A 21,253-nucleotide genomic window follows, 5' to 3' on the forward strand; every position below is an offset into this window, starting at 1 on the left:
GGACGGCGGTCCGGGCGGCGGCCGTGGCGACGGCGGGCGCGGGAACGGTCACGACGAGGTACGGGGCGTTCCGCGGATACCGGGACCACGGCCGGCGGCGGACGACCTGGGGCCGGGCGCGTACCGTCCTGCGTCGCCTCCCGATCCCGGGCCCGGGCCCGGGCCGCGCGCCGGGAACGACCCCGCCACGACGGCGACCGGCGCCGGGAGCGCCGCAGATGCCGGCAGCGGCGCCGCCGGTGCCGAGAGCGCCGCCGGTGGCGGACCCTCGTCCGGGTCCGGGTCCGGGTCCACGGCCTCCGGCGACGGGACGCCTCCGGAGGCCGCCCCGTCACACACCGTGCTGAAGTCGCTGCTGGGTGCCTGGGCCCTGTCCGCCTGTTCCGCCGCGGAGACCGCAGCCGTCGAGGAGCACCTCGGCGACTGCGCGCCCTGCGCGGACGAGGCACTGCGGCTGCGTGACGCGGTCGCGCTGCTGCACACCGACCGCGACCTCGATCTCGACCCGCTGCTGCGCTTCCGGGTCCTGGAGAACTGCCTGGGCCGCCGGCCCGCCCGTATCCCGGTGCCGGCCTGGGCCGATCCCTACGACGCGGAGACCGCCCGGCTCGATGCACTGCTACGGGACATCGGAGACTCCGACTGGCACGCGCCGGTACGGCTCAAGTGGTTCGAGGGCAACCGCCAGGTGAACCGCCGGACCACCGTCGCCGGGGTCATCGGGCATCTGATGAGCGTCGACGGTCTCGTCGCGAGCGCACTCGGGCTCGCCGACCCGCTGGGGAGCGGCGCACCGCGCCTGCCGGCCGAGCGCACCGAGGCGTACTGGAGCACTGCGGACCGGCCGCCCACGCGTACCGTCCGCAAGCCATGGCGCGAGCAGAGTCATGCCCTCGTCCGCACCGTCTCCTTCGCGGACCGCGGCGTGGCCGAACTGTCCGTCTCCTATGGAGGGTTCGCGCTGCCGCTGCAGGACTCGCTGCTCGACCGCGCCTTCGAGTGCTGGATCCATGCGGAGGACATCGCGGACGCGGTGGACTATCCGTACGAGCCGCCGAGCGGAAAGCATCTGAACCGGATGATCGACCTGGCGGCGCGGCTGCTGCCCGCGGCACTCGCCGAACGCAGACGCGCCGGGCTCGCCGCACCGCCCAAGCAGCTGGTCACGGCCGGTTCGCCGGGACGCTCGCTGCATCTGGAGGTGGAGGGCTCGGGCGGCGGCAACTGGTACATCGCACTGGACTCCCCGGCCGCCGTCGGGTCACCGGACCGGTCGGTCGCGCAAGTGGCGCTGGACGGCGTGGAGTTCTGCCGGCTCGTCGCCGGCCATGTATCGCCGGAGGAGGCCGCAGCGGGACAGGACGGGGACCGGGAGGCGATCCGGGACGTGCTGTTCGCGGCGGCCTCGCTGAGCCGTATCTGACGTCGTATTCGACGACCGGTCCGAGGCGGTGTCCGGCCCGACGCCGGGCACGGCCGTCCGGCGCCGGGCGCGGCCCGGGGCCGGTCCCGCCGGGCCGGGTCACGGTTTCCCGCTCACGGCCCGCCGACGCTGATGTTCGGGTCACCGTTGGCGCCGTGCGGCTTCAGTTCGATCTTGATGGTGTGCGTCGCATCGCGCGCCGCCGACCCACCACCGCCCGCCGTCAGCACCCCGATCCGCAGCTCGGCCCTGCCGCTGCCCTCCTTGCGCACCTGCACCGCGAACTCCAGATGCACGCTCTCCACACTGAACCGGAGATCGCGCCCCGCCCCCACGCGCTGCGCCTGCTCCAGCTCGTCCCGGACCTGTCCGATCACCTCGGCCAGCCCCGCCACCGCGGTTTCGTCACGCTCAGCCATCGCGCACCCCGTCTCCCGTAGTTATCGTTGAGCAGTATGAGCGTGCTGCGTCGCACATCCAACTCCTTGTCACAGGAGGAGAGTTGGCGGGTCTGCCTGCTCCGCACCCCCGACCGCGCGGGCAAACCGCTGGGCGGGGGCGTACTGCTGCCCGGGGGTCTCGTACTGACCTGCGCGCACACGGTGCTGTCCCGCCCCGACCAGTCGGGCGCGCGCATCCCTCTCGACACCGTCTACGTGGACCTGCCGCGCGTCGCCCTGTCCGACGACGGATGGCAGCCGGTCCCGGCACGGGTGCTGCGGGAGTATCTGGTCCCGCCCACCGGGCACTTCAGCGGTGACCTGGCGCTGCTCAAGCTGGATCACGAGCCGGATGTGCCGTATGCGGTGCTGCACCGGCAGATTCCGGCACGGGGGGCGATGGTGCATGTCATCGGCTACCCCGGCGACCTGCCGGGCGGCGAGGACGTCAACGCCCGCCTGATGAGCCAGGGCGGCCCCGGTCCGCGGTCGGAGTGGGTACAGCTGGACACGCAGGGCCCGCCGTACGTGGTACGGCACGGGTACAGCGGCTGCGGCGTGGTGGACAACAGATCGGGCCGGGTGATCGGCATCGTGGCGCACCAGTTCGGCACCCCGAACGCGCCGGTGCGGCAGGACCACGCGTACATGATCTCGACGGAGACGGTGCTCAGGCACCTGCCGCTGGAACGGCTGGGGCTGACGGTGACCGGGTCCCGCGCGATCTCCCGGGACGTGGTCGTCGCGACCGCCCGGACGGCGTCCGGGCGGGTCCCCGGGCTGCATCGCAGGCTGACCCGCTGGCTGGACGGCGAGCCGGGGACCGATCCGGTGGAGCTGGCCTTCGCCGGGGAGGGCGAGCACGAGCTGCTGCACACGATCAGATCCGTCCTCACCCTCGCCGACCGGGAACAGAGCCCGCCCGATCCGGCGCCGCCGTCGGGCACATCGGCGGGCGAGCCGCAGATCGGCAGCATCGACATCGCGGTCGACGCGACCAACCGGACGGCGGCGGACCTGGCCCGTCAACTGGCCGACCGGATGGGCCTGGACGATTCCGCCGCCCATGCCGAGGACGACCGTCCGGAGCGCGGACCGGATGCGTCCGAGGGTCGCGGACTGCGCGTGCCGCGCCTCGCCGGAGGCGCCCGGGACCCGGCCGGGTCCCCGGACGGTCCTGCCTCACGTGCCAACGGCAGCGCTTCGACCAGCGGCTCCGCCCGACCCAGCGGGACCGTCCGCACCGTCGGCACCTCCCGGGGCAACCGCCCCGCCCGGACAGACGCCTCAGACGCCTCCGCCCGGATCAGCCCCTCCGCCCCGGCCGACAGCACCGCTCAGCATCAGAGCGCTGCCCCGAGTCAGGGCCCCGCGTCCGCTGCGTACCGCGACGCCCGGGCCGGCACCACCCGGCCCGGCGAACCCGTCCACTCCGAAGAACCCGTCCACTCCGACGGCCACGCCGCCCAGGCCGGCGCCACCGCCCGGCCCGACAGCCCCACCCCGTCCCGCCTCCCCGACGGGACAAGCTGCTCGTCCCCCGACGCCGCCCACACCGCCCTGCTCGACCGGATCGCGCACGAAAGCCCGCCGCTCATCGCCGCTTTCCTGTCCATCGACCGGGCCGCCTCCACCGACACCGAGATCGTGGAGCTGCTGCGCGCCCTCCTCGCCCGCGGGGACAGCAGACTCCTGCTCGTCTTCAGCGATCCGAACTCCCCGCTCGTCGGCCGCATCCGCGCCGAACTGCTGCGGCCCGACTGGGCCGAGCACCGGGCCGAGCGGCTCGCGGCGCGGGTGAAGCGGCTCTCCGACGCCGAGCTGCGCTTACGGCAGCTTCCGGGCCCCGGGACCCCGGCCGCCGGCCACCCGCGCCGACCCGAGGCACGGGCCCAGGCGCTGCGCGAGAGGCTCCGGCAGATCGGCCCCGGTGGCACACGCGCGGGCGACCCCACCCTGCCGCAGGCACAGTTCAAACTCGCCGTCGACATCGAGACGGCCCTCCTCGACGTGGAAAGCGCCGAGCAGGAGCTGGCCGGGCCGATGGGCCCGCGCGAGTTCGTGGTCGAACCGCCCGGCGACAGGCTCACCGATCTGCCCGTCGTCGCCGTCCGGGACCCGGACGCGCTCGTCACCGCACCGGCCGGCCCTCATCTGACCGGCGGCGACCGGCTGCACCAGCAGTACGAGGTGGTCGGTCCGATCGGTCAGGGCAGCCACGGCCAGGTCTATCTGGCCCGCGATCTGCTGCTGGAGATGCGGCCCGTGGCCCTCAAGGGCATCCTCGACCCCGACGACCCGGCCGCCGTGCGCCAGGCCCATCAGGAGCGCCTCAGGCTGGTCAGCCTCAACCATCCGTCCGTCATCCGCGTGGTCAACTATGCCCGTCACCCGTCGACTTCGGCCGAGTTCATCGTGATGGAGTTCGCCAACGGGGCACCGCTGTCCTGGGTCGCGGCCCGGGTGGCCGAGCAGCACCCGCCGTTCGCGGGGCCCCGGGTGCGGGAGTTCATCGTGTCGTACGGGCTGCTGGTCCTGGACGCGCTCAGTTATCTGCACGACCAGGAGCAGTTCGTCTACGGCGATCTGTCCCTCACCAACGTCCTGCACTGCGGCAACGGCATCAAGCTCATCGATGTCGCGGGCGTACGCAGGCCGGGAGCACCCGGCCCGGTCAGCCACCGGCCGCCGGAGGCCGGGCCGGCCGGTGAGATGACAACCGCGGGCGACCTGTACACCGTCGGCGCGCTCCTCACCGAGCTGCTGGACAAGGATCCGGCGCCGCCCGCCGACCTCGGGACCGAGTCGCTTCAGCGGGCCCTGCGGCGGGCGATGGAGACCGACCCGCGGCTGCGCTACGCGTCCGCGCAGGAGATGGCCGTCCAGCTGCGCGGGGTGCTGCGCGAGCTGCGGTCGCTGCGCCTGGGTGAGGAGACGTTCCAGCCGTCCCCGCTGTTCGACCCTGCGGCCATCGCCCTGGACGGCCGGCTGGGCAAGGCCCCGCCGCTCGAGCGCTGGCGGGCGGACGGCTCCGGCGACGGGCTGGGCGCGCAGGTGCCGGGCCCGGCCGAGGCGGCGGTCGCGCTGCCGGTGCCGAAACCGGACGAGGAGGACCTCAACTGGAAGGAGCTGCAACGTACGTCGTACGAGGACCCGGCCGGTCTGCTGCAGCTCAGCGACGACTGGCTGCCGTCGCCGGAGCTGCATCTGCTGCGCTGCCGGCTGCATCTGGAGCTGGCCGGCGGGCGGCGGCGCAGCCGGGACGAGGAGCTCGTGACGGCGGCGATGGAACTGGACAAGGCACGCCGGCTGCTCGGCGAGCGGGCCTCGTACGACTGGCGGCTGGACTGGCACGAGGGGCTCACCGAACTCGCGCACGGCCGCCTGCCGCAGGCGCTCGGCCGATTCGACGACGTGTACGCCGCGATCCCCGGCGAGTACGCGCCCAAGCTCGCGCTCGGCTACTGCCACGAGAAGCTTGCCGATCAGTGGCGCGGCGGCAATCCGGCCGCCGTACCGGACGCCGCCGCGCAGCGGAAGGCGCACGAGCAACAGGCCATGCGCTTCTACGACGCGGTGTGGCGGCGCAACCATGCGCTGGGGGCGGCCGCGTTCGGGCTCGCCCGGATCCAACTGGCCCGCCGCCGCCCGGACCTGGCGCTGGCATCCCTCGACGGGGTCCCGCCGGACTCCCGGCACCGGACGGCGGCGCGTACGGCGATGGTCCGCATCCACGCCGGGCCGCCGCCGGACGGGGACGTGCCGACGGTGGGATCGGCCGCCCGCGCGTTCACGGCTCTGCACCGGCTGGCCGGCTACGAGGGCCTCACGGACCGGCATGCGTACGAGCGCCTCACGGCGGAGCTGCGGGAGCTGCTGCTGAACCTGGTCGTGGCGGCGCGGGAGCAGGGCACGGGCGACCCGCTGGCCGAGTTGCGCGCCGCCCTGCCACCGGCGATCCCCGTCCCGGCGACCGAACGCACACTGCGGGAGCAGCTCTCGGCGAGCTACCGCCAACTGGCCAAACAGGTCGCGCGCACGGACCGGCCGCAAGGCGCGGCCCTCGTGGAGTCCCTGCTCGACAACGCCTACCGCACCCGCCCCCTGGGACTGCGCCACCACCGCCGCCCCGACCGCCGCCCCCGCCCTGTCTGGCTCGGGGGACGGGGTGGCCGGGCATGACCCGTGGCAGAAGCCCCGCCCGGATCGTGCGCGGGCCGGCCAGGCGGACACGGCGGCTCGCACGGAGGGCGCACTCGGTGCTGCCCGCGCTGTGGCGGCGTGCCACCGGGCAGGGCGGCGGGGGACGGGCCACCGCCGCGTTCCTGCGGCGGCGCATGGTGGTGCTGCCCGCGCTCGCCGTCGTCGCGCTCGCGCTCTGTGCCGCTGCCTACAGCGATGTGCACGGGCGCTCGGAGCGGCTGCGGGACCGGTGCGTCCCCGCGCTCGTCGGCCTCGCGCAGGCCCGCACATCGCTCCAGCTCGCGCAGCAGCAGGCCGAGTTGCGGCTGCTGAAGGGCCCGCAGGTCGAGCTGGTCGAACTCGGGGAGACGTATCGTTCGCGGCTGACCGAGGCCTCCCAGAGTCTCCACGGGGTGGCCGCGTCCGGCGCCCTGAGCAAGGGACAGGAGCAGGAGCTGCGGGTGGTGTCGGGGCTGGTTGTCGCCTACGACGACAAGATCGCCTGGGCGGAGCGCAACCGCACGAGCGATGTGCTGCGCACAGCGGGGATCGAGTACGCCGACGACATGCTGGGCAAGCCCGCGGCCGGCCGGCATCCGCAGCCCACCACCGTGCTCGACCGGATCGCGGAGCTGGAGTGGCAGCTGCGCCGGGAGAGCGGCGAGCTCGCGGCCTGGAGCCCGCTGACGCTGGCCGCCGCGGCGGCCGCCGCGCTGGTGACGGGCCTGTTCGCGTTCGTGGCCGTCGGCACGTCGGTGTTCCTTCGGGACCGGCTGCGGCTGGTCAGCCTGCAGCTCTCCGCCGCCTGCGTACCGGTGCTGCTGACCCCCGTACTGCTGGCGGCCGGCGGCGCCGAGGAGCATGCCGCACAACAGCACGTGCGGGCCGAGGTCGTGGGTCTCACCGGGATCCCCGTGGGCGTGAAAGCCCCGCGCGAGATCGAGGGCGCCGCGGCGGACGCGGCGGACGCGATGCGTGCGGCCCATCCCGACGGCTGGTCGCTGACCGCGGGCGTGGCCGTGCCCGCGGGCATCCTCGGGGCCCTGGCCTGCGGCGTGACGCTCTATCTCTACGGCAGGCCGTACCCGGCGGCCCGCCTCCCCCGCCGGAAGGACGCGGACGCAGACGTATGAGGAGCTTGAGGGTTGTGCTGGCGGGGTGCCTGCTCGCCGTGTCGGCCGTGGCCGGCGGCGGCTGCGCGGACTCCGGGGAGGAGCGGACCCTGGTGGTGCTGGGGCCGTGGACGGACGGTGAGGAGAAGCCGTTCGTGGAGGCGCTGCGGGGCATCGGGAAGAAGACCGGCCGCAGATACGTCTACACAGGCACGCGTTCGCTGCGCGAGACGCTGGTCGCGCAGCTGCAGGCAGGGGCGCCACCGGACGTGGCGATACTCAACAGTCCCGGCGAACTCGTCGAGTACGCCAGGGCCGGACATCTGCAGCCGCTGCCCGAGCAGGTGGCCGGGGCCGCCGTCCCCCCGTGGTCGCCGGCGGTCACCGTCGAGGACGCGGACGGCGAGCTGCGGACACGGGCGTACTGGGTGCCGGTGCGGGTCGATCTGAAGTCGGTGGTGTGGAGCCGCGAGGACACGGCCGGCAAGGTGCCGCGCTGGTGTCTGGGCATGGCGTCGGGCGCGACGTCGGGCTGGCCGGGAACCGACTGGGTGGAGGATCTGCTGCTGCAGCGGATGGGTCCGGGCGAGTACGAGCGCTGGGCGACGGGCGGCATGAAGTGGCAGGACACCGGCCCGGTGTGGCGGGAGTGGGGCCGGATGCTGACCGCGGACGGCCAGGACCCCGGGCCTCGGGGCGTGTCGGACTCGTTCGAGCTGCTCGACGACGGCCGTTACGGGCTGCTGAACCGCGGCGACTGCACCCATGAGCACCAGGGTTCGTTCATCCGCCGTCACTACGGCGACGATGTGCGCCCGCTGCCGACCGCTCGCCATCTCGCCGCGCCGCGCGGCCGTTCCGCGAGCAGCGGGGCGTTCGAGGTCTCCGGCGACATGGCGGCGGTGTTCAAGCCGAGTGCCGCCGCCTGGGACCTGCTGGGGCGGCTCAGCTCGAAGCAGGCCCGCACCGACTGGGCGAACACCGCCCTGCCGGGCGAGCGTCCGTTCTTCCCGGGCGGCACGGCCGGCTCCGTCCCTCTGTCGCGCAGCACACGCGATCTGCAGGATCTGTTCGACTCGGCGGGCCAGATCTGCATGGACGCCTCGGACGCGATGCCGCCGACCCTGCGGGACGCCTTCCACCGGGCCGTGCTGGAGTTCGTCGGCGACCTGGACGACAAGGCACTGCTGGACCGGCTGCTCGACCGGCTGGAGGCGGAACGCGTGCTGCAGAGGAAGGAGGAGGCTTTCGTCCTCGACGATCTGTGCGACAGCCCGGTGTGACGGATTACGCCGCGCCCGTTCCGGCCGCCGGTCCGCCGTCCGGGCCCGTCAGGCGAAGACGACCGTGCGGCGTCCGTTGAGCAGGATGCGGTGCTCCGCGTGCCACTTCACCGCACGCGCCAGCGCCTGGCACTCCACGTCACGGCCGATCGCCACCAGCTGCTCCGGGGTGACCTCGTGGCCGACCCGCTCGACCTCCTGCTCGATGATCGGGCCCTCGTCGAGGTCCGCGGTCACATAGTGCGCGGTCGCACCGATCAGCTTCACACCCCGGGCATGCGCCTGGTGGTACGGCTTGGCGCCCTTGAAACTCGGCAGGAACGAGTGGTGGATGTTGATGATCCGGCCGCTCAGCTGCTTGCACAGATCGTCGGAGAGCACCTGCATGTAGCGGGCGAGCACCACCAGCTCGACGCTTTCGGCCCGCACCAGCTCCAGCAGCTGCGCCTCGGCGGCGGACTTGTTGTCCTTCGTGACCGGCATGTGATGGAACGGGATGCCGTACGAGCCGACCAGCCCGGCGAAGTCCTCGTGGTTGGAGACGACCGCCGCGATCTCGACGGGCAGCGCACCGGTCCTGGACCGGAACAGCAGGTCGTTGAGGCAGTGCCCGAACTTGCTGACCATGAGGACGATCCGCATCCGCTCATCGGCGAGGTGGATCTGCCAGTCCATCTGGAAGGCGTCGCCGACCGCGGCGAAGCTGGCCCGCAGCTTCTCCACGGTCACCGGAGAATCGGCCGAGAAGTGGACCCGCATGAAGAACAGGCCGGTGTCCCGGTCCCCGAACTGCCGGCTGTCCTCGATGTTGCAGCCGGTGATGAAGAGATAGCTCGACACGGCGTGCACAATGCCCTGCTTGTCCGGGCAGGAAAGCGTGAGGACGTACTGGTCGGTCATCCTCGTAGCCTGCCACATACGGCGCGCCGGCCCAGAAGGAGTCCGTCAGGCGGACCGGGTCATTATCCGCAGCACGTCCAGCGAACGGGGCGGCACGTCCGGGTCCTCGCCGTCGTTGGCCGCGAGGCGCACATGCGCGTCCCGCGCGGCCCGTACGGCCTCCGGCCAGCCGTGGTGCTCCATGTACGCCGAGACGGGAGCGTCCGCCCCCACCTGGTGCATGATCCGGAGCACGCGCAGAACGGCGACGTCGACCAGGGCGGCCTCGCCGGAGTCCCGGAAGATCGTCCCCACGTACTTCTCGGCGGACCAGTTGTCCAGCCAGGTGTCCTCGACCAGGCGGTAGACGGCGTCCGTGACGTCGCCGTACCCCTCCAGTCCGGCCAGCCAGCACTCGTGGTGGAAGACGGGGTCGGAAAGCATGTGCAGCGCCGAGCGCACATTGGCGCGCCAGCGCCACCAGGGCATGTCATTGAGCGGCATGCCGCCCATGGTGGAGGAGCGGCGGCCGCGACGGGAAGGGGGGACCGAACCTTGCTGCACGCCGTCGATCGTACGTTCTCTCACCGCCCACACATTCCCACCCCGGCAATTCACTTTCTCGTCACTTATCGTTGACCATCGCTCACTCCCCCGTTCCCTGGGAGGCGGAAGTGTGCAGAGCCATGACCGGTTGGCGTCGTTCCTCCTCCCCCCGCCCCTCCAGGACCACGCAAGTCCGCTCCGTGTGTGTGACGGCGGTGGCGGCCGGAGCGACATTGATCGCCGGCTGCGGCGTACTCCCCGGCGGTCCGGGGGGCTCCAGGGAGCCCGTCACAGTGATGACCTTCGCGCCCGAAGAGACCCAGGCGACGAACATGCCCGGCATGCCGGCGATGGCCAAGGCGTATGCCCGGTGGGCCGAGTCGGTCGGCGGCATAAACGGCCACGAGCTGCGCGTGATCACCTGCAACGAGCGGAACACCCCCACCGGCGCGGCCGCTTGTGCCCGACGCGCCGTCAAGGAGAACGTGGTCGCGGTCGTCGGCTCGTACAGCCAGCACGGCGGCGCGTTCATGGCCCCGCTCGAGGCCGCGGGCATCCCCTTCATCGGCGGATACGGCATATCCGACGAGGAGTTCACCAGCTATCTGTCCTACCCCGTCAACGGCGGCCAGGCCGCGCTTCTCGCCGGCAACGGCAAGCAGCTCGCCCGCGCCTGCGACCGTGTCTCCCTCGTACGGCCCGACACCGTGGCCGGTGACGAACTGCCGGGACTCCTCAACGCGGGCCTCACCGAAGGCAGCCGGAAGAGCTCCGCCGACGTCCCGGCTGCCGAGGACGCCACCGACTACACCGAGCGGGCCATGCAGGCACGCAAGAGGGCGGCCGACCAGACCTGGACCAAGGTCGCCGAGGGCGAGCGGCCCGGCTGTGTCACGGCCGCGCTCGGCGAACGGACGGAGACCTTCTTCGACTCCTTCCGCCGCCTGCCCGAAGACGGCCGGAACATACGGATCTCCTCGGTCACGGGCAGCGTCGACCAGCCCCTCATCGACCGCACCGGCGGACGCGAAGGCCCCTTCGAGGGCGCGTTCATCACCAGTTGGTACCCGGACGCCGCCGACCAGCGCTGGGCCGACATGCGCAGGGTGATCCGCGACCACGCGTTCGACGACGACAGCATCGACCCGGCGGACGCGGGCGTACAGACCACGTGGATCGCGTACACCGTGCTCAACGCCGTGATCCGCTCGCTCGACAGCGACCGGATCACCCCCGGCCGCATCTCGCACGCGCTCGACCAGGGTGTGGAGGTGACGACCGGCGGCCTCACGCCCCCACTGCGCTGGGGGTACGAGGACATGCTCGGCGCGTCCAGCTATCCGCGGATCGTCAACCGCAGTGTCACCTTCCAAGTGGTGCGCAAGGGACGGCTGGTGGACCAGCAGAACGCCTTCGTGGACGTGGGCCGGACACTGAACCGGACATCGTCCGTCTAAGGCCTTTCACCGGGCCGCCGAACGCGAGAACGCGAAAGGGGCGCGTCCTGACGGACGCGCCCCTTTCCCGGTTCAGAGCTGGTCGCTGCGACGCTCCGTCAGGTCGTAGGTGCGGGCGATGGAGTTCCACAGCCCGGACGCCTCGTTCTTCGCCCTGGTCGCCTCACCGCTCGCCCGGGTGGCCTGGGCCGTCTGTCCGGTGTTGCGGGCCTTGCCGTTCTTGCAGCCCTTCTTGCCCTTGACCTGGACCGCCCAGGACGCGTAGTGGTCGTCGGCCGATGCCGACGCCTGCCAGGCCTTGGTCAGCGCCGCCGTCAGCGCCGCGTTGTTCGGCAGCTTGTCCACCCTCACGCCGCCGAGCCTGGTGACCAGCGAACGGCGCTGCGCCGCCGCGTCCCGCAGATCCGCGGCGGCCTGGTCCAGGTTCTGGCAGACCTTGATGTTCTCCACCGAGCGGATGACGGCGGCGCGGCTGCTGTTGCTGTCCGCGAGGAGCTTGTCGAGCTCCTTGGCCTGCGTCTCGGCCGGGTCCACCGGGGCGTCGGACGACGGGCTGGACTTCGCGCTCGGCCCCTCGGAGCTCGCGGCGACAGGGCCGGCATCCGGCTCCTTCTCGTCGTCGCCACCGAACATCACGGCGCTGAGACCGAGCCCGAGCACGGCGCACCCGATGACAAGAGCGGCCACGACCGGTGCGGTGGAGCGCCGCCGGGGCTCGGGCTCGGGGTCGTCGTACGGGGCCTGCTGGTACGACGGCTGCTGGTAGCCGGGCTGCTGCTGACGGCCGGGCTGCTGATGGCCGGACGGGGCGGACGGCCCTGTGTCGAAGCGCGGCATCTGCTGCGTGGAGTCCGGGAACTGGTCCGCGGGCCCGTCCGCACGGAAGAGGCTGTCGAACTCGGCCGGGGGCTGCCGGTCGCCCGGAGCGCCGGGCCGGATCCCGAACGGAGCCCCGGAGGGTGCCGGGGGCACCGCCCCGCCCGGTACCGGCGCGATGTACTGGGTGGCGTCCGCGTCGCCACCGGGCGCGGCGGCCTGGAGCGGACGGGCGCCCAGGAACTGCGTCGACTCGGCCGGAACCTCCGGCGGCAGCGCGCCGGGATGCACGGCTCCGGCCGGGGCGCCGGGGGCGACCGGCGGGATGTACTGGGTCGCGTCCGCGTCGCCGGTGGGAGCCGCGTAGGACGGCACGGCCTGCGGCAGCGGCCGACCGTCGTATCCGGCGGGCGCTCCCTGGGCGGGCTGCGCCGGATACCCGTAGCCGTGCGTCGGCTGCTGCTGTACCGGCGGGTGCGGTGGAGCCGCCTGGGCCTGCGGTTGCTGCGGCAGCGGACCCGGCTGGGCCTGCTGGGCCTGCTGGGCCTGCTGCGGCCCCCAAGGGTCGCCCCACGGCTGCCCGCCTGCCGGAGCCGCATGCGCCGCGCCGGCACCGGGGGCACCTGGCGCACCGGAAACACCGTGGGCACCAGGAGTGCCGGGTATCCAGGGCTCACTGCCGTCGGCGGGCAGCACGATGCCTTCGTGCGTGGGCTGTGCAGCAGGTATCTGCTGCTCGCCGCCCTGTCCGCTGTGCGTCACCGGGACACTCCTACATGTGGACCTACGGAATCGTCGGTTCACGCTACCGGGTGCCCCGAGGACCGCGCACACACGTGTGAAACCAGTAACAAGATGCGGACGTACAGCGCTGTTAGATGCCCCACACCAGCGGGACGCGGGCGTCAGGCGGCCATGGTGTGCACCCGTGTCCCGAACTCGCGGACCGCCGGCTCGTTCGCGTACGGCTCCAGCCTGAGCTGCAGGTCCTCCAGATACTCGGCCCCTCTGCTGGAGCGCAGCGTGCCCAGCAGCTCCACCGCCCGCGTGCCCGTGCAACAGGCCTGTTCCACCTCGCGCTGCTGCACCTGTGCCGAAGCCAACAGCACCAGTCCGATGGCGCGCCGCCGGGCCCGTGACTCCGGATGCCCCTCCAGCGCCTGCGCGGCATGGCTGGCGGCGGCCTCCGCCCGGCCCAGGTCGCGGTAGCAGTGCGCCAGCTCGTCGGCGAGATACGCGTGATCGAAGTGCGCGATCCAGTCGGGGTCGTCGCCCGCCGACGGCTCGGCCCGCTCCAGCGAGGCCACCGCCCTGCCCATCACCTCCTCACACGTGCGGGTGTCCCCGAGCAGCGCGTGCCCGCGCGCCTCTGCGGCCTGGAACATCGCCTCGACCCGCGGGGTGACCTGCCCTCGGGTGCCTTCCTGCGCGGCTCGTGCCAGCTGGGCGATCTCCCGCGGGTTGCCCAGCTCGGCGGCGAGATGACTCATGGAGGCAGCCAGCACATACCCGCCGTACGCACGGTCGCCGGCCGCCTGGGCGAGTCGCAGCGCCTGGATGTAGTAGCGCTGGGCGAGGCCCGGCTGGCCGGTGTCCACCGCCATGTACCCGGCGAGTTCGGTGAGGCGCGCGACCGCCGCGAACAGCTCACGTCCCACGGCCTCGCGGTAGGACCCCGAGAGCAACCCGGAGACCACGCTGTTCAGGTAGTGCACGACGACGGGCCGGACATGGCCGCTGCCGAAACGGTGGTCCAGCGCGTTCAGCGCCGAGGTCATGGCCCGGACCGCCTCGACGTCCGCGGGTCCGACCCGCGCCCCCGCGGTACGCGCGACCTGGCTGTCCGCGCCCGTGATCAGCCAGTCGCGGCTGGGCTCGACGAGCGCGGAGGCGGCGACCGCCGACCCGGACAGGAATTCGCGGCGTCCCACATCACTGCGCCACAGCTCGCAGACCTGCTCGATCGCGCCGAGCACGGTCGGCGCGAACTGCAGACCGACGCCGGTGGCGAGGTTCTTGCCGTTGGCCATGCCGATCTCGTCGATCGTGACCGTACGACCGAGCTTGCGGCCGAGCGCCTCGGCGATGATCCCGGGTGCGCGGCCGCGTGGCTGCTGCCCGCGCAGCCAGCGGGCCACCGACGTCTTGTCGTAGCGCAGATCCATGCCCCGCTCCGCGCCGACCATGTTGACGCGGCGTGCGAGCCCGGCGTTGGAACACCCCGCTTCCTGGATGAGTGACTGCAACCGCTCGTTCGGCTGACGGGCGACGAGAGGCCTGGCTGCCATGAACTACCCCCTGATGCCACGGTGACCGCCGGTCCGCGACGGACGACGTGATGGACGACGTGATGAACGACGTCATCGACGCACGATCAACGCCTTGATCACTGCCCGGCGGAAATACGGAGAATGCATGGTTGGTCTGATTCATTGCACTGGTCGCTTTTGCCGGATGCCGTACGGGATGTCGGCCCGTCCACACAGGTCGTGCACAGCCCCCTGCGCATCCCCCTGCCAGGGACTACCCACCGGTCAGGGTGCGGCCCCCTGCGCGCCCCCGCCCGTGCATCAGTGCGCCCCGCGTGCAGGATCGATGCTCCACCGCCGCGCCGTGGCAGGCCCGTAACCCGGGGTGGTGGCCGTAGTTGAGTGTGTCGTGGAAGAGACCATGGGAGTCACGGAGGCCGCGCAGATCCCCAAGCAGCGAGGGGAGCACCTGGTGGACGTCGCCGTGCGATATGCCGAAGAGCGGCACTGGGACGTGTTCCCCGGCACCTGGCTGGAGGCCTCGCACGGCGCCGAGCACTGCTCGTGCGGCGCCGCGGACTGCCCCGCGCCCGGAGCCCACCCCACCAGGCCTGACTGGGCCAACCAGGCAACCGGCAGCGCCACCGCCGTCCGCCGGATGTGGTCCAAGCAGCCCAAGTCCTCGATCCTGTTGCCGACCGGGCGCACCTTCGACGCGCTCGACGTCCCCGAATCGGCAGGCTTCCTCGCCCTGGCCCGCCTCGAGCGCATGCGTCTTCCGCTCGGCCCGGTGACGTGCACCCCCGACCGCCGGATGCTCTTCCTCGTCCTGCCCGGCGCGGCGTTCAAGGTTCCCGACCTGATCCGGAGCCTCGGCTGGGCCCCCAGCGCTCTCGATCTCACCGGCCGCGGAGAGGGCCACTACGTCGCGGCCCCGCCGACCCGGATCGGCGGCCACGGCGCGGTGCAGTGGGCGCGTCACCCCACCCGCGCCAACCGCTGGCTGCCGGACGCCGAGGAGCTGATCAGCCCGCTGGCCTACGCATGCGGCAGGGAGGCGGCCGCCGACCGGGCGCGCCACGCTTGACGCGTCCGTAGGGTGGACCCGTGGATGCGGGACTCCGAAAGGCGCAAGATCACATGCCGGACCAGGCAGTTGGCACCGGGGGCGGGTCGCCGAAGACGCCGCCCGCCGTTCATGTAGAGGGACTGTGGAAGCGGTTCGGCGAGCAGGTCGCCGTCGCGGGGATCGATCTCACGCTGCCCTCGGGCAGGTTCATCGGCCTGGTCGGCCCGAACGGCGCGGGCAAGACGACCACGCTGTCCATGGTCACCGGGCTGCTCCGGCCCGACCAGGGCCGGGTGGAGGTGGCCGGGCACGACGTCTGGCGTGACCCGGTCCAGGTGAAGTCCCGGATCGGTGTACTGCCGGAAGGGCTGCGGCTGTTCGAGCGGCTGTCGGGCCGTGAACTGCTCGCCTACAGCGGCCGGCTGCGCGGCCTGCCGGGCGACGAGGTCGACAAGCGCGCCGCCCAGCTGCTGGAGGTACTGGACCTGGCCGGCTCCCAGCACAAGCTGGTCGTCGACTACTCGACGGGAATGCGCAAGAAGATCGGCCTGGCCTCGGCGCTGCTGCACAACCCCGAGGTGCTGTTCCTGGACGAGCCGTTCGAGGGCGTCGACCCGGTGTCCGCCCAGACGATCCGCGGGGTCCTGGAGCGCTACACCGCCTCCGGGGCGACCGTCGTGTTCTCCAGCCATGTGATGGAGCTGGTGGAGTCGCTGTGCGACTGGGTGGCGGTGATGGCGGCGGGCCGGATCCGCGCACAGGGCACGCTGGCCGAGGTGCGCGGGGATGCGCCGTCGCTGCAGAGCGCGTTCCTGGAGCTGGTCGGGGCGAGCGGCCGGAAAACGGCCGAGTCCCTGGACTGGCTCGGCGGCGGTGCACGTTGAGCACCGCCGCGGTCACGCCGGTGAGCACGGCCGCCCTCACCGGGATCTTCGTACGCCTCAAGCTGTCGCTGCTGCGCAACGGCCTGCGCCAGTCGTCCGGCCGCACGGCGGCATTCGTCGCCTCGCTCGTCATGACCCTGCTGCTGGCGGCGGGCCAGCTGATCGGCCTGGTGGTGCTGCGGGGCAACGCCCACGCCGAGTCCGTCGTCGTGCTGCTGACCGCCGTGCTGGCGCTCGGCTGGGCCGTGATGCCGCTGTTCTTCCCCAGCGGTGACGAGACGCTCGACCCGACCCGGCTGGTGATGCTGCCGCTGCGGCCGCACCCGCTGGTGGTGGCGCTGCTCGGCGCCTCGCTGGTGGGCATCGGGCCGCTGTTCTCGCTGTGCCTGGTGGTGGGGTCGGCGTTCGCGCTGGCGCACGGGGCGTTCGCACTGGTCGTCGCCGTGGTCGCCGTCCCGCTCACCCTGCTGGTGTGCGTGGCGCTGGCCCGGGCGGTGGCTGCGGGAAACATCCGGCTGCTCACCTCGCGCAAGGGCCGTGACCTGGCCGTGCTCAGCGGCCTGGTGATCGCGATCGGCTTCCAGGTCGTGAACTTCGCCGCTCAGCGCATCGGCGCCTCGGGTGGCATCGGCGCGCTCGACCCGGTGGCGGAGATCGTGCAGTGGGTGCCGCCGGCGTCCGCGATCGGCGCGGTGGGAGCCGCGAGCGAGGGCTCCTACGGGGTTGCCGTCGCCCAACTCGCGCTGTCGGCCGGGGCGCTGTACGCCCTGCTGTGGTCCTGGCAACGCAGCCTCACCAAGCTGATGACGGCCCCGGACGGCTCGACGCTCGCGGCGGCGACGGAGCCGAGCCGCAAGGAGTCGGTGAGCGGGCTGCACCGGCTGCTGCCCGAGGGGCGTACGGGCACGGTGATGCACCGCAGCCTGCGCTATGTGTGGCGGGACCCGAAGACCAAGGCGGCGTGGGTGACGTCGCTGGCGATCGGACTGATCGTGCCGCTGTTCAACGCGCTTCAGGGCACGGGCTCGATCTATCTGGCCTGTTTCGCGGCCTGGATGCTCGGTATCCAGATGTACAACCAGTTCGGCCAGGACACGTCGGCGTTCTGGATGGTCGCGATGACGATCTCGTCCACGCAGGACGCGTACGACGAACTGCGGGCCCGGGCACTGGCCCTGCTGGTGATCATGCTCCCGTACATGGCTCTGGTGTCGACGACGACCGCGGCCGTGCTGGGCGAGTGGCAGGGGCTGCCGGAGGTGATGGGACTGTCGTTCGCCCTGCTGGGCGCGATGCTGGCGACCGGTGCGCTGGCCTCGGCGCGTTTCCCGTACTCGATCCCGCAGGACAGCGCGTACAAGAACGTGGCTCCGGGGCAGGGCGGGCTGGCCTGGATCTCCATCTTCGGCGGCATGATCTCGGCGGTGCTGATGTGCGCCCCGCTGATCGCGCTGACGATCTGGCTGCATGCGTCGGACTTCGAGTCGGCGCCGTGGCTGATGCTGCCGGTGGGGACGGCGTACGGCGCGCTGATCGCCTGGGCAGGGGTGCGGCTGGCGGCACCGCAGACCGCGCGGCGGCTGCCGGAGATCCTGACGGCGGTCAGCAAGGGCTGAACGGACCATCGCTCTGCGGGAGTTCGCATCCGTGAAGTATGGTGGCGGTCATGTCCACGCCGCAGAGTCCGTATGGGCAGCCGAATCCGTACGGTCAGCAGCCGTACGCGCAGCCCGGTCCGTATGCGCCACAGCCGTACGCACAACAGCCTCCGATGCCGCCCCAGCCGTACCCGGGGCCCGGCTGGGGCGGGCTGCCGCCGGCGCCCCCGCCACCGCCCCAGCCACCACAGAAGAAGAACAGGACGGTCCTGACCGTGGCCGTCGCGCTGGGATCGGCCGCGGCCCTCCTCGCGGTCGCTTGGTTCGGGAACAACGTCGACCTGCGGTCGGACCGCCGCGGCGGATCGAGCAGCAGCGGCAGCACGAGCGGCCGGGGCGCGGACAGCAGCGGGGACAAGAGCAAGGACGGCTTCCCGGAAGCGAAGTACCGGCTCACGGTCCCCCGCACCCTGCTCGGCGGCAAGTACGAGCTGGCCGAGGACAAGTCGGCCGAGCAGCGCCCCAAGATGGCGGACATGAGCGAAGCCAACATCCGCAACCCCCAGCCGGCGGTGGCGCACTGGCTCTCGGAGTCCGACGGCGGCGTGCTGGCCGTCTCGGGTCTCTACGGCAGCATCAAGGACCCCGACGAGGCACGCGACGCGATTTTGAGGGGCGCGGCCGAGGCGAAGGGGGCGGCACGGGTCGTGGCCCCTCGGAACGCCACCCCGGCCGGTTCGGATGTGACGATCACCTGCCAGGTGCTGACGGGCAAGCAACAGGACGGCAGCACCATGACGTTCCCGATGTGCGCCTGGGCCGACGACAACACGAACGGGTCGGTCGCCATGGTCAGCCCGGCGACGGCGGCCCAGTCGCCGCAGGACGTCGACATGGACGTGGTGGCGGAGACGACGGTCAAGGTGCGCGAGGAGATGCGCGAGCCGATCGGCTGACAGGGCGGGCGGGGCTACAGGTTCCAGTCGGCGGGCAGATCGTCCCCGCACAGGGCGCAGACGAACCAGCCCTCACGCACCACGTTCACCTCGCCGCACCCGGGGCAGCGCCTGAAGAGCACCTCGTGCGTGAACCCGTCGGGCCGCCCGAGCCCCGCCCGGTCGAGGCCGGCGGCGACGGCGGTCCAGGAGTCGAGGTCGGGGCAGTACCCGGTCGACTGGTTGCTGATCTCGTCGACCTCCCAGGCCCCGCCCGCAGGCCGGAAGGCGACCTCCCCGGCCCCGAGCACCTGCCCGCGCTCAGCACAGGCGACATGCTCACTGCGCCGCGGGGCCAGCCACAGCAGTCCCTGCACGTCGACCACATAGGTGAACGGCTCGGTGAGATCGGCTTGTTCCTGCTCCGAGACCCACGCCTCGAAGTCCGCGGCGCTGCCCACCGCCCGTCCGCCCTCCGCTCCCCGCGCGGCGCGCCAGATGTCGCGAGGCCCGACATACCCGTAACTGCGTGGGCCGTCGGCCAGGATGACGATCCAGTCGCGCAGCTCCTCCACACCCGCTCCGGAGAGCTGCACCTTCGCGGAGTACGGCGGAGGGATCTGATCGACCCGCCGCCCGTAGCAGTTGATCCAGTCCACCGTGAACCGCCCGGCCTCGTACCGCTGCCCGACCCGCACGAGCCCGCCGACACAGCGCACGACACACTCGACGACACCGGGCGCAACGGGCTCGGCGGTGTGGATCTGCAACGCGCCCCGGCCGCCGGTCACTTCGCCCCGCCTTCCCTGCTCCCGGACATGATCTCCGCCGGGAATCCCGCTCGTCCCAGCGCCCCGGCCAGGATCTCCGCATCGGCCTGGGTCCCCTGGACACCCGATGCGCGCAGCGCGTCCGCCCTCTGCCTCGCCTCGGCGAGGGAGCCGCCGTACACCTCCCGAACGCATTTCAGCAGCAGCGCCCCTCGGCCTCCGGACTCCGCGCCGACCCGGACGGTCCACCATCCGTACGCCGCGATGAGCGCCTCCCGGACAACGGGCGGCGGATCATCGTCGCCGCAGTTGATCCATCCGCTTCCGCAGTCCTCGCAGGTGGCTTCCACGTGCCAGTGTCGCCGGCCGTCGTGGAGCGCCTCCCCGACGGCGCAGTGCATGCTCGCCCCGCACGCCTCACACGTTCTGCGCAGGCTCGGGTCGTCGAAGGCGAAGGACTTCGTCCCGCCTGCTGTCACGGTGTCAGGACCCCGTCCAGGAACGACTCGATCGCCGTGCGCCAGCCGTCCGGGCGGTCGTAGTGGACCAGGTGGCCCGCGTCCACCACCTCGCCGTACTCGCCGCGGGGCAGGACCCGGACCATCTCCTGGGCCTCCGCACGCCCCAGTTCGCCGTCCAGGCCGCGGACCACCAGTGTCGGGCACCGAACCTGGGCCAGTTCCTCCCAGTGGGCGTCGTGGACCCAGGTCTCGCGGGACGTGAGCATCTGGCGGCGCGAGAACACCGGGCGCCAGCCGTCCGCGCTCTCCGCCATGACCTCCGCGAAGAACTCGCCGCGCGCCGGGTTCGGGCGCTCCACCCAGGGGTCGTCCTCGCCGAACCACTTGCGCACATCGGCCAGCGTCGCGAACGGCAGCGGCCAGGAACGGAACCAGTCCTCCCACTCGCGCTGCGACGCCGCCCCCAGGGCGGACGCGCGCATGTCGCAGATGATCAGGGCCTGGACCAGGTCCGGTCGCTTCGCCGCCAGCTGCCAGGCGGTCAGTGCGCCCATCGAGTGGCCGATCAACGTCACCGGGGCGAGACCCAGTTGGTCGACCGCGGCCTCCGCGTCAGCCACATACGCCTCGCGGGTGAAGGGGCCGCCGGTCGGCTTGTCGCTGCGGCCATGGCCCCGCTGGTCGAGCGCGACCGCCCGATGCCGCTCGGCGAGCCATCGCGCCGTCGAGGCCCAGTGCGCAGCACGGCCCATCAGGCCGTGGAGCAGTAACACCCCGGGGGCATGGTCACTGTCGCCGCGTCCCTTGGGCGGGTCCGCGAACTCCCAGGCAGCCAGGCGTACGCCGTGGGCTCCGGTCACATCGATGCGCCGCACCATCTGGCCTGGCACCCCCTTCTCTCCCCCGGGTCGGGTTGACACCTGTCGAGTCCTGCCGAGCATCGCCAGACTATCGAACCTGTATTCGAAAACGGGGCTCTGGCGCGCAACACCCCTCGTTCGAGTGACCATGCTCAGGGATTGACTCCCGCCGCCGAGGGGAGATCTTCTGCGGGAGGCGGGCCGCTCGGGGAAAACGGTCCGAGGGGATTGACCCTGAGAGCTCGGGGCTCCGGGTCAGCACAGGGGAGGACAGGTCCCGGCGCCTTCG

17 protein-coding genes are annotated in these 21,253 nt (G+C 72.3%); 9 read left to right on the forward strand and 8 right to left on the reverse strand.

All coding sequences use genetic code 11. The features are described 5' to 3' along the window. The first annotated feature begins 76 nt into the window (after positions 1-76). On the forward strand, positions 77-1,423 hold the full coding sequence (locus tag ABZ208_RS04650; protein WP_356908174.1) for a maleylpyruvate isomerase N-terminal domain-containing protein: 1,347 nt from the start codon (positions 77-79) through the stop codon (positions 1,421-1,423). 113 nt (positions 1,424-1,536) lie between these two features. Here the strand turns inward: ABZ208_RS04650 and ABZ208_RS04655 are convergent, their stop codons facing one another. After that, positions 1,537-1,842: a trypco2 family protein gene (locus ABZ208_RS04655; protein ID WP_356908110.1), complete on the reverse strand. Its 306-nt coding sequence runs from the start codon at positions 1,840-1,842 to the stop codon at positions 1,537-1,539. Positions 1,843-1,878: 36 nt separating this feature from the next. Between ABZ208_RS04655 and ABZ208_RS04660 the strand changes: the two genes are divergently transcribed. Genes ABZ208_RS04660 through ABZ208_RS04670 form a run of 3 tightly spaced genes read left to right on the forward strand, consistent with a single transcriptional unit; the run spans position 1,879 to position 8,440 of the window. Next, positions 1,879-6,045, forward strand: coding sequence for a tetratricopeptide repeat protein (locus ABZ208_RS04660; RefSeq protein ID WP_356908111.1), 4,167 nt, complete (start codon positions 1,879-1,881; stop codon positions 6,043-6,045). After that, positions 6,042-7,178 (forward strand): hypothetical protein, encoded by a 1,137-nt coding sequence (locus ABZ208_RS04665; RefSeq protein ID WP_356908112.1) that lies wholly within the window; start codon positions 6,042-6,044, stop codon positions 7,176-7,178. Before ABZ208_RS04660 ends, ABZ208_RS04665 begins: the two co-directional genes overlap by 4 nt. Further along, positions 7,175-8,440 (forward strand): extracellular solute-binding protein, encoded by a 1,266-nt coding sequence (locus ABZ208_RS04670; protein WP_356908113.1) that lies wholly within the window; start codon positions 7,175-7,177, stop codon positions 8,438-8,440. Before ABZ208_RS04665 ends, ABZ208_RS04670 begins: the two co-directional genes overlap by 4 nt. Positions 8,441-8,488: 48 nt before the next feature. On the opposite strand, the gene purU is transcribed toward ABZ208_RS04670, so the two are convergent. Next, positions 8,489-9,340 (reverse strand): formyltetrahydrofolate deformylase, encoded by an 852-nt coding sequence (gene purU, locus ABZ208_RS04675; RefSeq protein ID WP_356908114.1) that lies wholly within the window; start codon positions 9,338-9,340, stop codon positions 8,489-8,491. A 45-nt stretch (positions 9,341-9,385) separates the two neighbouring features. Continuing rightward, entirely contained in the window at positions 9,386-9,832 is a 447-nt protein-coding gene (locus tag ABZ208_RS04680; protein ID WP_356908175.1) for a hypothetical protein, read from the reverse strand. A 173-nt stretch (positions 9,833-10,005) separates the two neighbouring features. Here ABZ208_RS04680 and ABZ208_RS04685 point away from each other — a divergent pair, with 173 nt between their 5' ends. Then, on the forward strand, positions 10,006-11,322 hold the full coding sequence (locus ABZ208_RS04685) for an ABC transporter substrate-binding protein (RefSeq protein WP_356908115.1): 1,317 nt from the start codon (positions 10,006-10,008) through the stop codon (positions 11,320-11,322). Positions 11,323-11,394: 72 nt separating this feature from the next. Here ABZ208_RS04685 and ABZ208_RS04690 read toward each other — a convergent pair whose 3' ends face one another. Both ABZ208_RS04690 and ABZ208_RS04695 read right to left on the reverse strand, forming a co-directional pair. Next, complete coding sequence (locus ABZ208_RS04690) at positions 11,395-12,900, reverse strand: hypothetical protein (RefSeq protein WP_356908116.1); 1,506 nt, start codon at positions 12,898-12,900, stop codon at positions 11,395-11,397. A 143-nt stretch (positions 12,901-13,043) separates the two neighbouring features. After that, on the reverse strand, positions 13,044-14,426 hold the full coding sequence (locus ABZ208_RS04695; RefSeq protein WP_356908117.1) for a transcriptional regulator: 1,383 nt from the start codon (positions 14,424-14,426) through the stop codon (positions 13,044-13,046). Positions 14,427-14,808: 382 nt separating this feature from the next. On the opposite strand from ABZ208_RS04695, the gene ABZ208_RS04700 reads away from it, so the two are divergent. From ABZ208_RS04700 to ABZ208_RS04715, 4 genes are read left to right on the forward strand one after another with little or no spacing between them, the layout of a single operon-like run. Then, complete coding sequence (locus ABZ208_RS04700) at positions 14,809-15,474, forward strand: bifunctional DNA primase/polymerase (protein ID WP_356908118.1); 666 nt, start codon at positions 14,809-14,811, stop codon at positions 15,472-15,474. 53 nt (positions 15,475-15,527) lie between these two features. Then, complete coding sequence (locus tag ABZ208_RS04705; RefSeq protein WP_356908119.1) at positions 15,528-16,340, forward strand: ABC transporter ATP-binding protein; 813 nt, start codon at positions 15,528-15,530, stop codon at positions 16,338-16,340. Next, positions 16,337-17,956, forward strand: a complete 1,620-nt coding sequence (locus ABZ208_RS04710) for a transporter (RefSeq protein ID WP_356908120.1) — start codon at positions 16,337-16,339, stop codon at positions 17,954-17,956. The genes ABZ208_RS04705 and ABZ208_RS04710 overlap by 4 nt, the downstream gene beginning before the upstream one ends. Positions 17,957-18,006: 50 nt before the next feature. Continuing rightward, positions 18,007-18,894, forward strand: a complete 888-nt coding sequence (locus tag ABZ208_RS04715) for a hypothetical protein (protein WP_356908121.1) — start codon at positions 18,007-18,009, stop codon at positions 18,892-18,894. 14 nt (positions 18,895-18,908) lie between these two features. Here ABZ208_RS04715 and ABZ208_RS04720 read toward each other — a convergent pair whose 3' ends face one another. From ABZ208_RS04720 to ABZ208_RS04730, 3 genes are read right to left on the reverse strand one after another with little or no spacing between them, the layout of a single operon-like run. Further along, positions 18,909-19,664 carry a hypothetical protein gene (locus tag ABZ208_RS04720; RefSeq protein ID WP_356908122.1) on the reverse strand — a complete coding sequence of 252 codons (756 nt, stop codon included), beginning with the start codon at positions 19,662-19,664 and terminating at the stop codon, positions 18,909-18,911. After that, on the reverse strand, positions 19,661-20,122 hold the full coding sequence (locus ABZ208_RS04725) for a hypothetical protein (protein ID WP_356908123.1): 462 nt from the start codon (positions 20,120-20,122) through the stop codon (positions 19,661-19,663). Before ABZ208_RS04725 ends, ABZ208_RS04720 begins: the two co-directional genes overlap by 4 nt. Next, positions 20,119-20,982, reverse strand: coding sequence for an alpha/beta hydrolase (locus tag ABZ208_RS04730; protein WP_356908176.1), 864 nt, complete (start codon positions 20,980-20,982; stop codon positions 20,119-20,121). Before ABZ208_RS04730 ends, ABZ208_RS04725 begins: the two co-directional genes overlap by 4 nt. Positions 20,983-21,253 lie beyond the last annotated feature (271 nt).

Origin of the sequence: Streptomyces sp. NPDC006208 (genome assembly GCF_040613775.1) — a bacterium.
Taxonomy (GTDB): Bacteria; Actinomycetota; Actinomycetes; order Streptomycetales; family Streptomycetaceae; genus Streptomyces.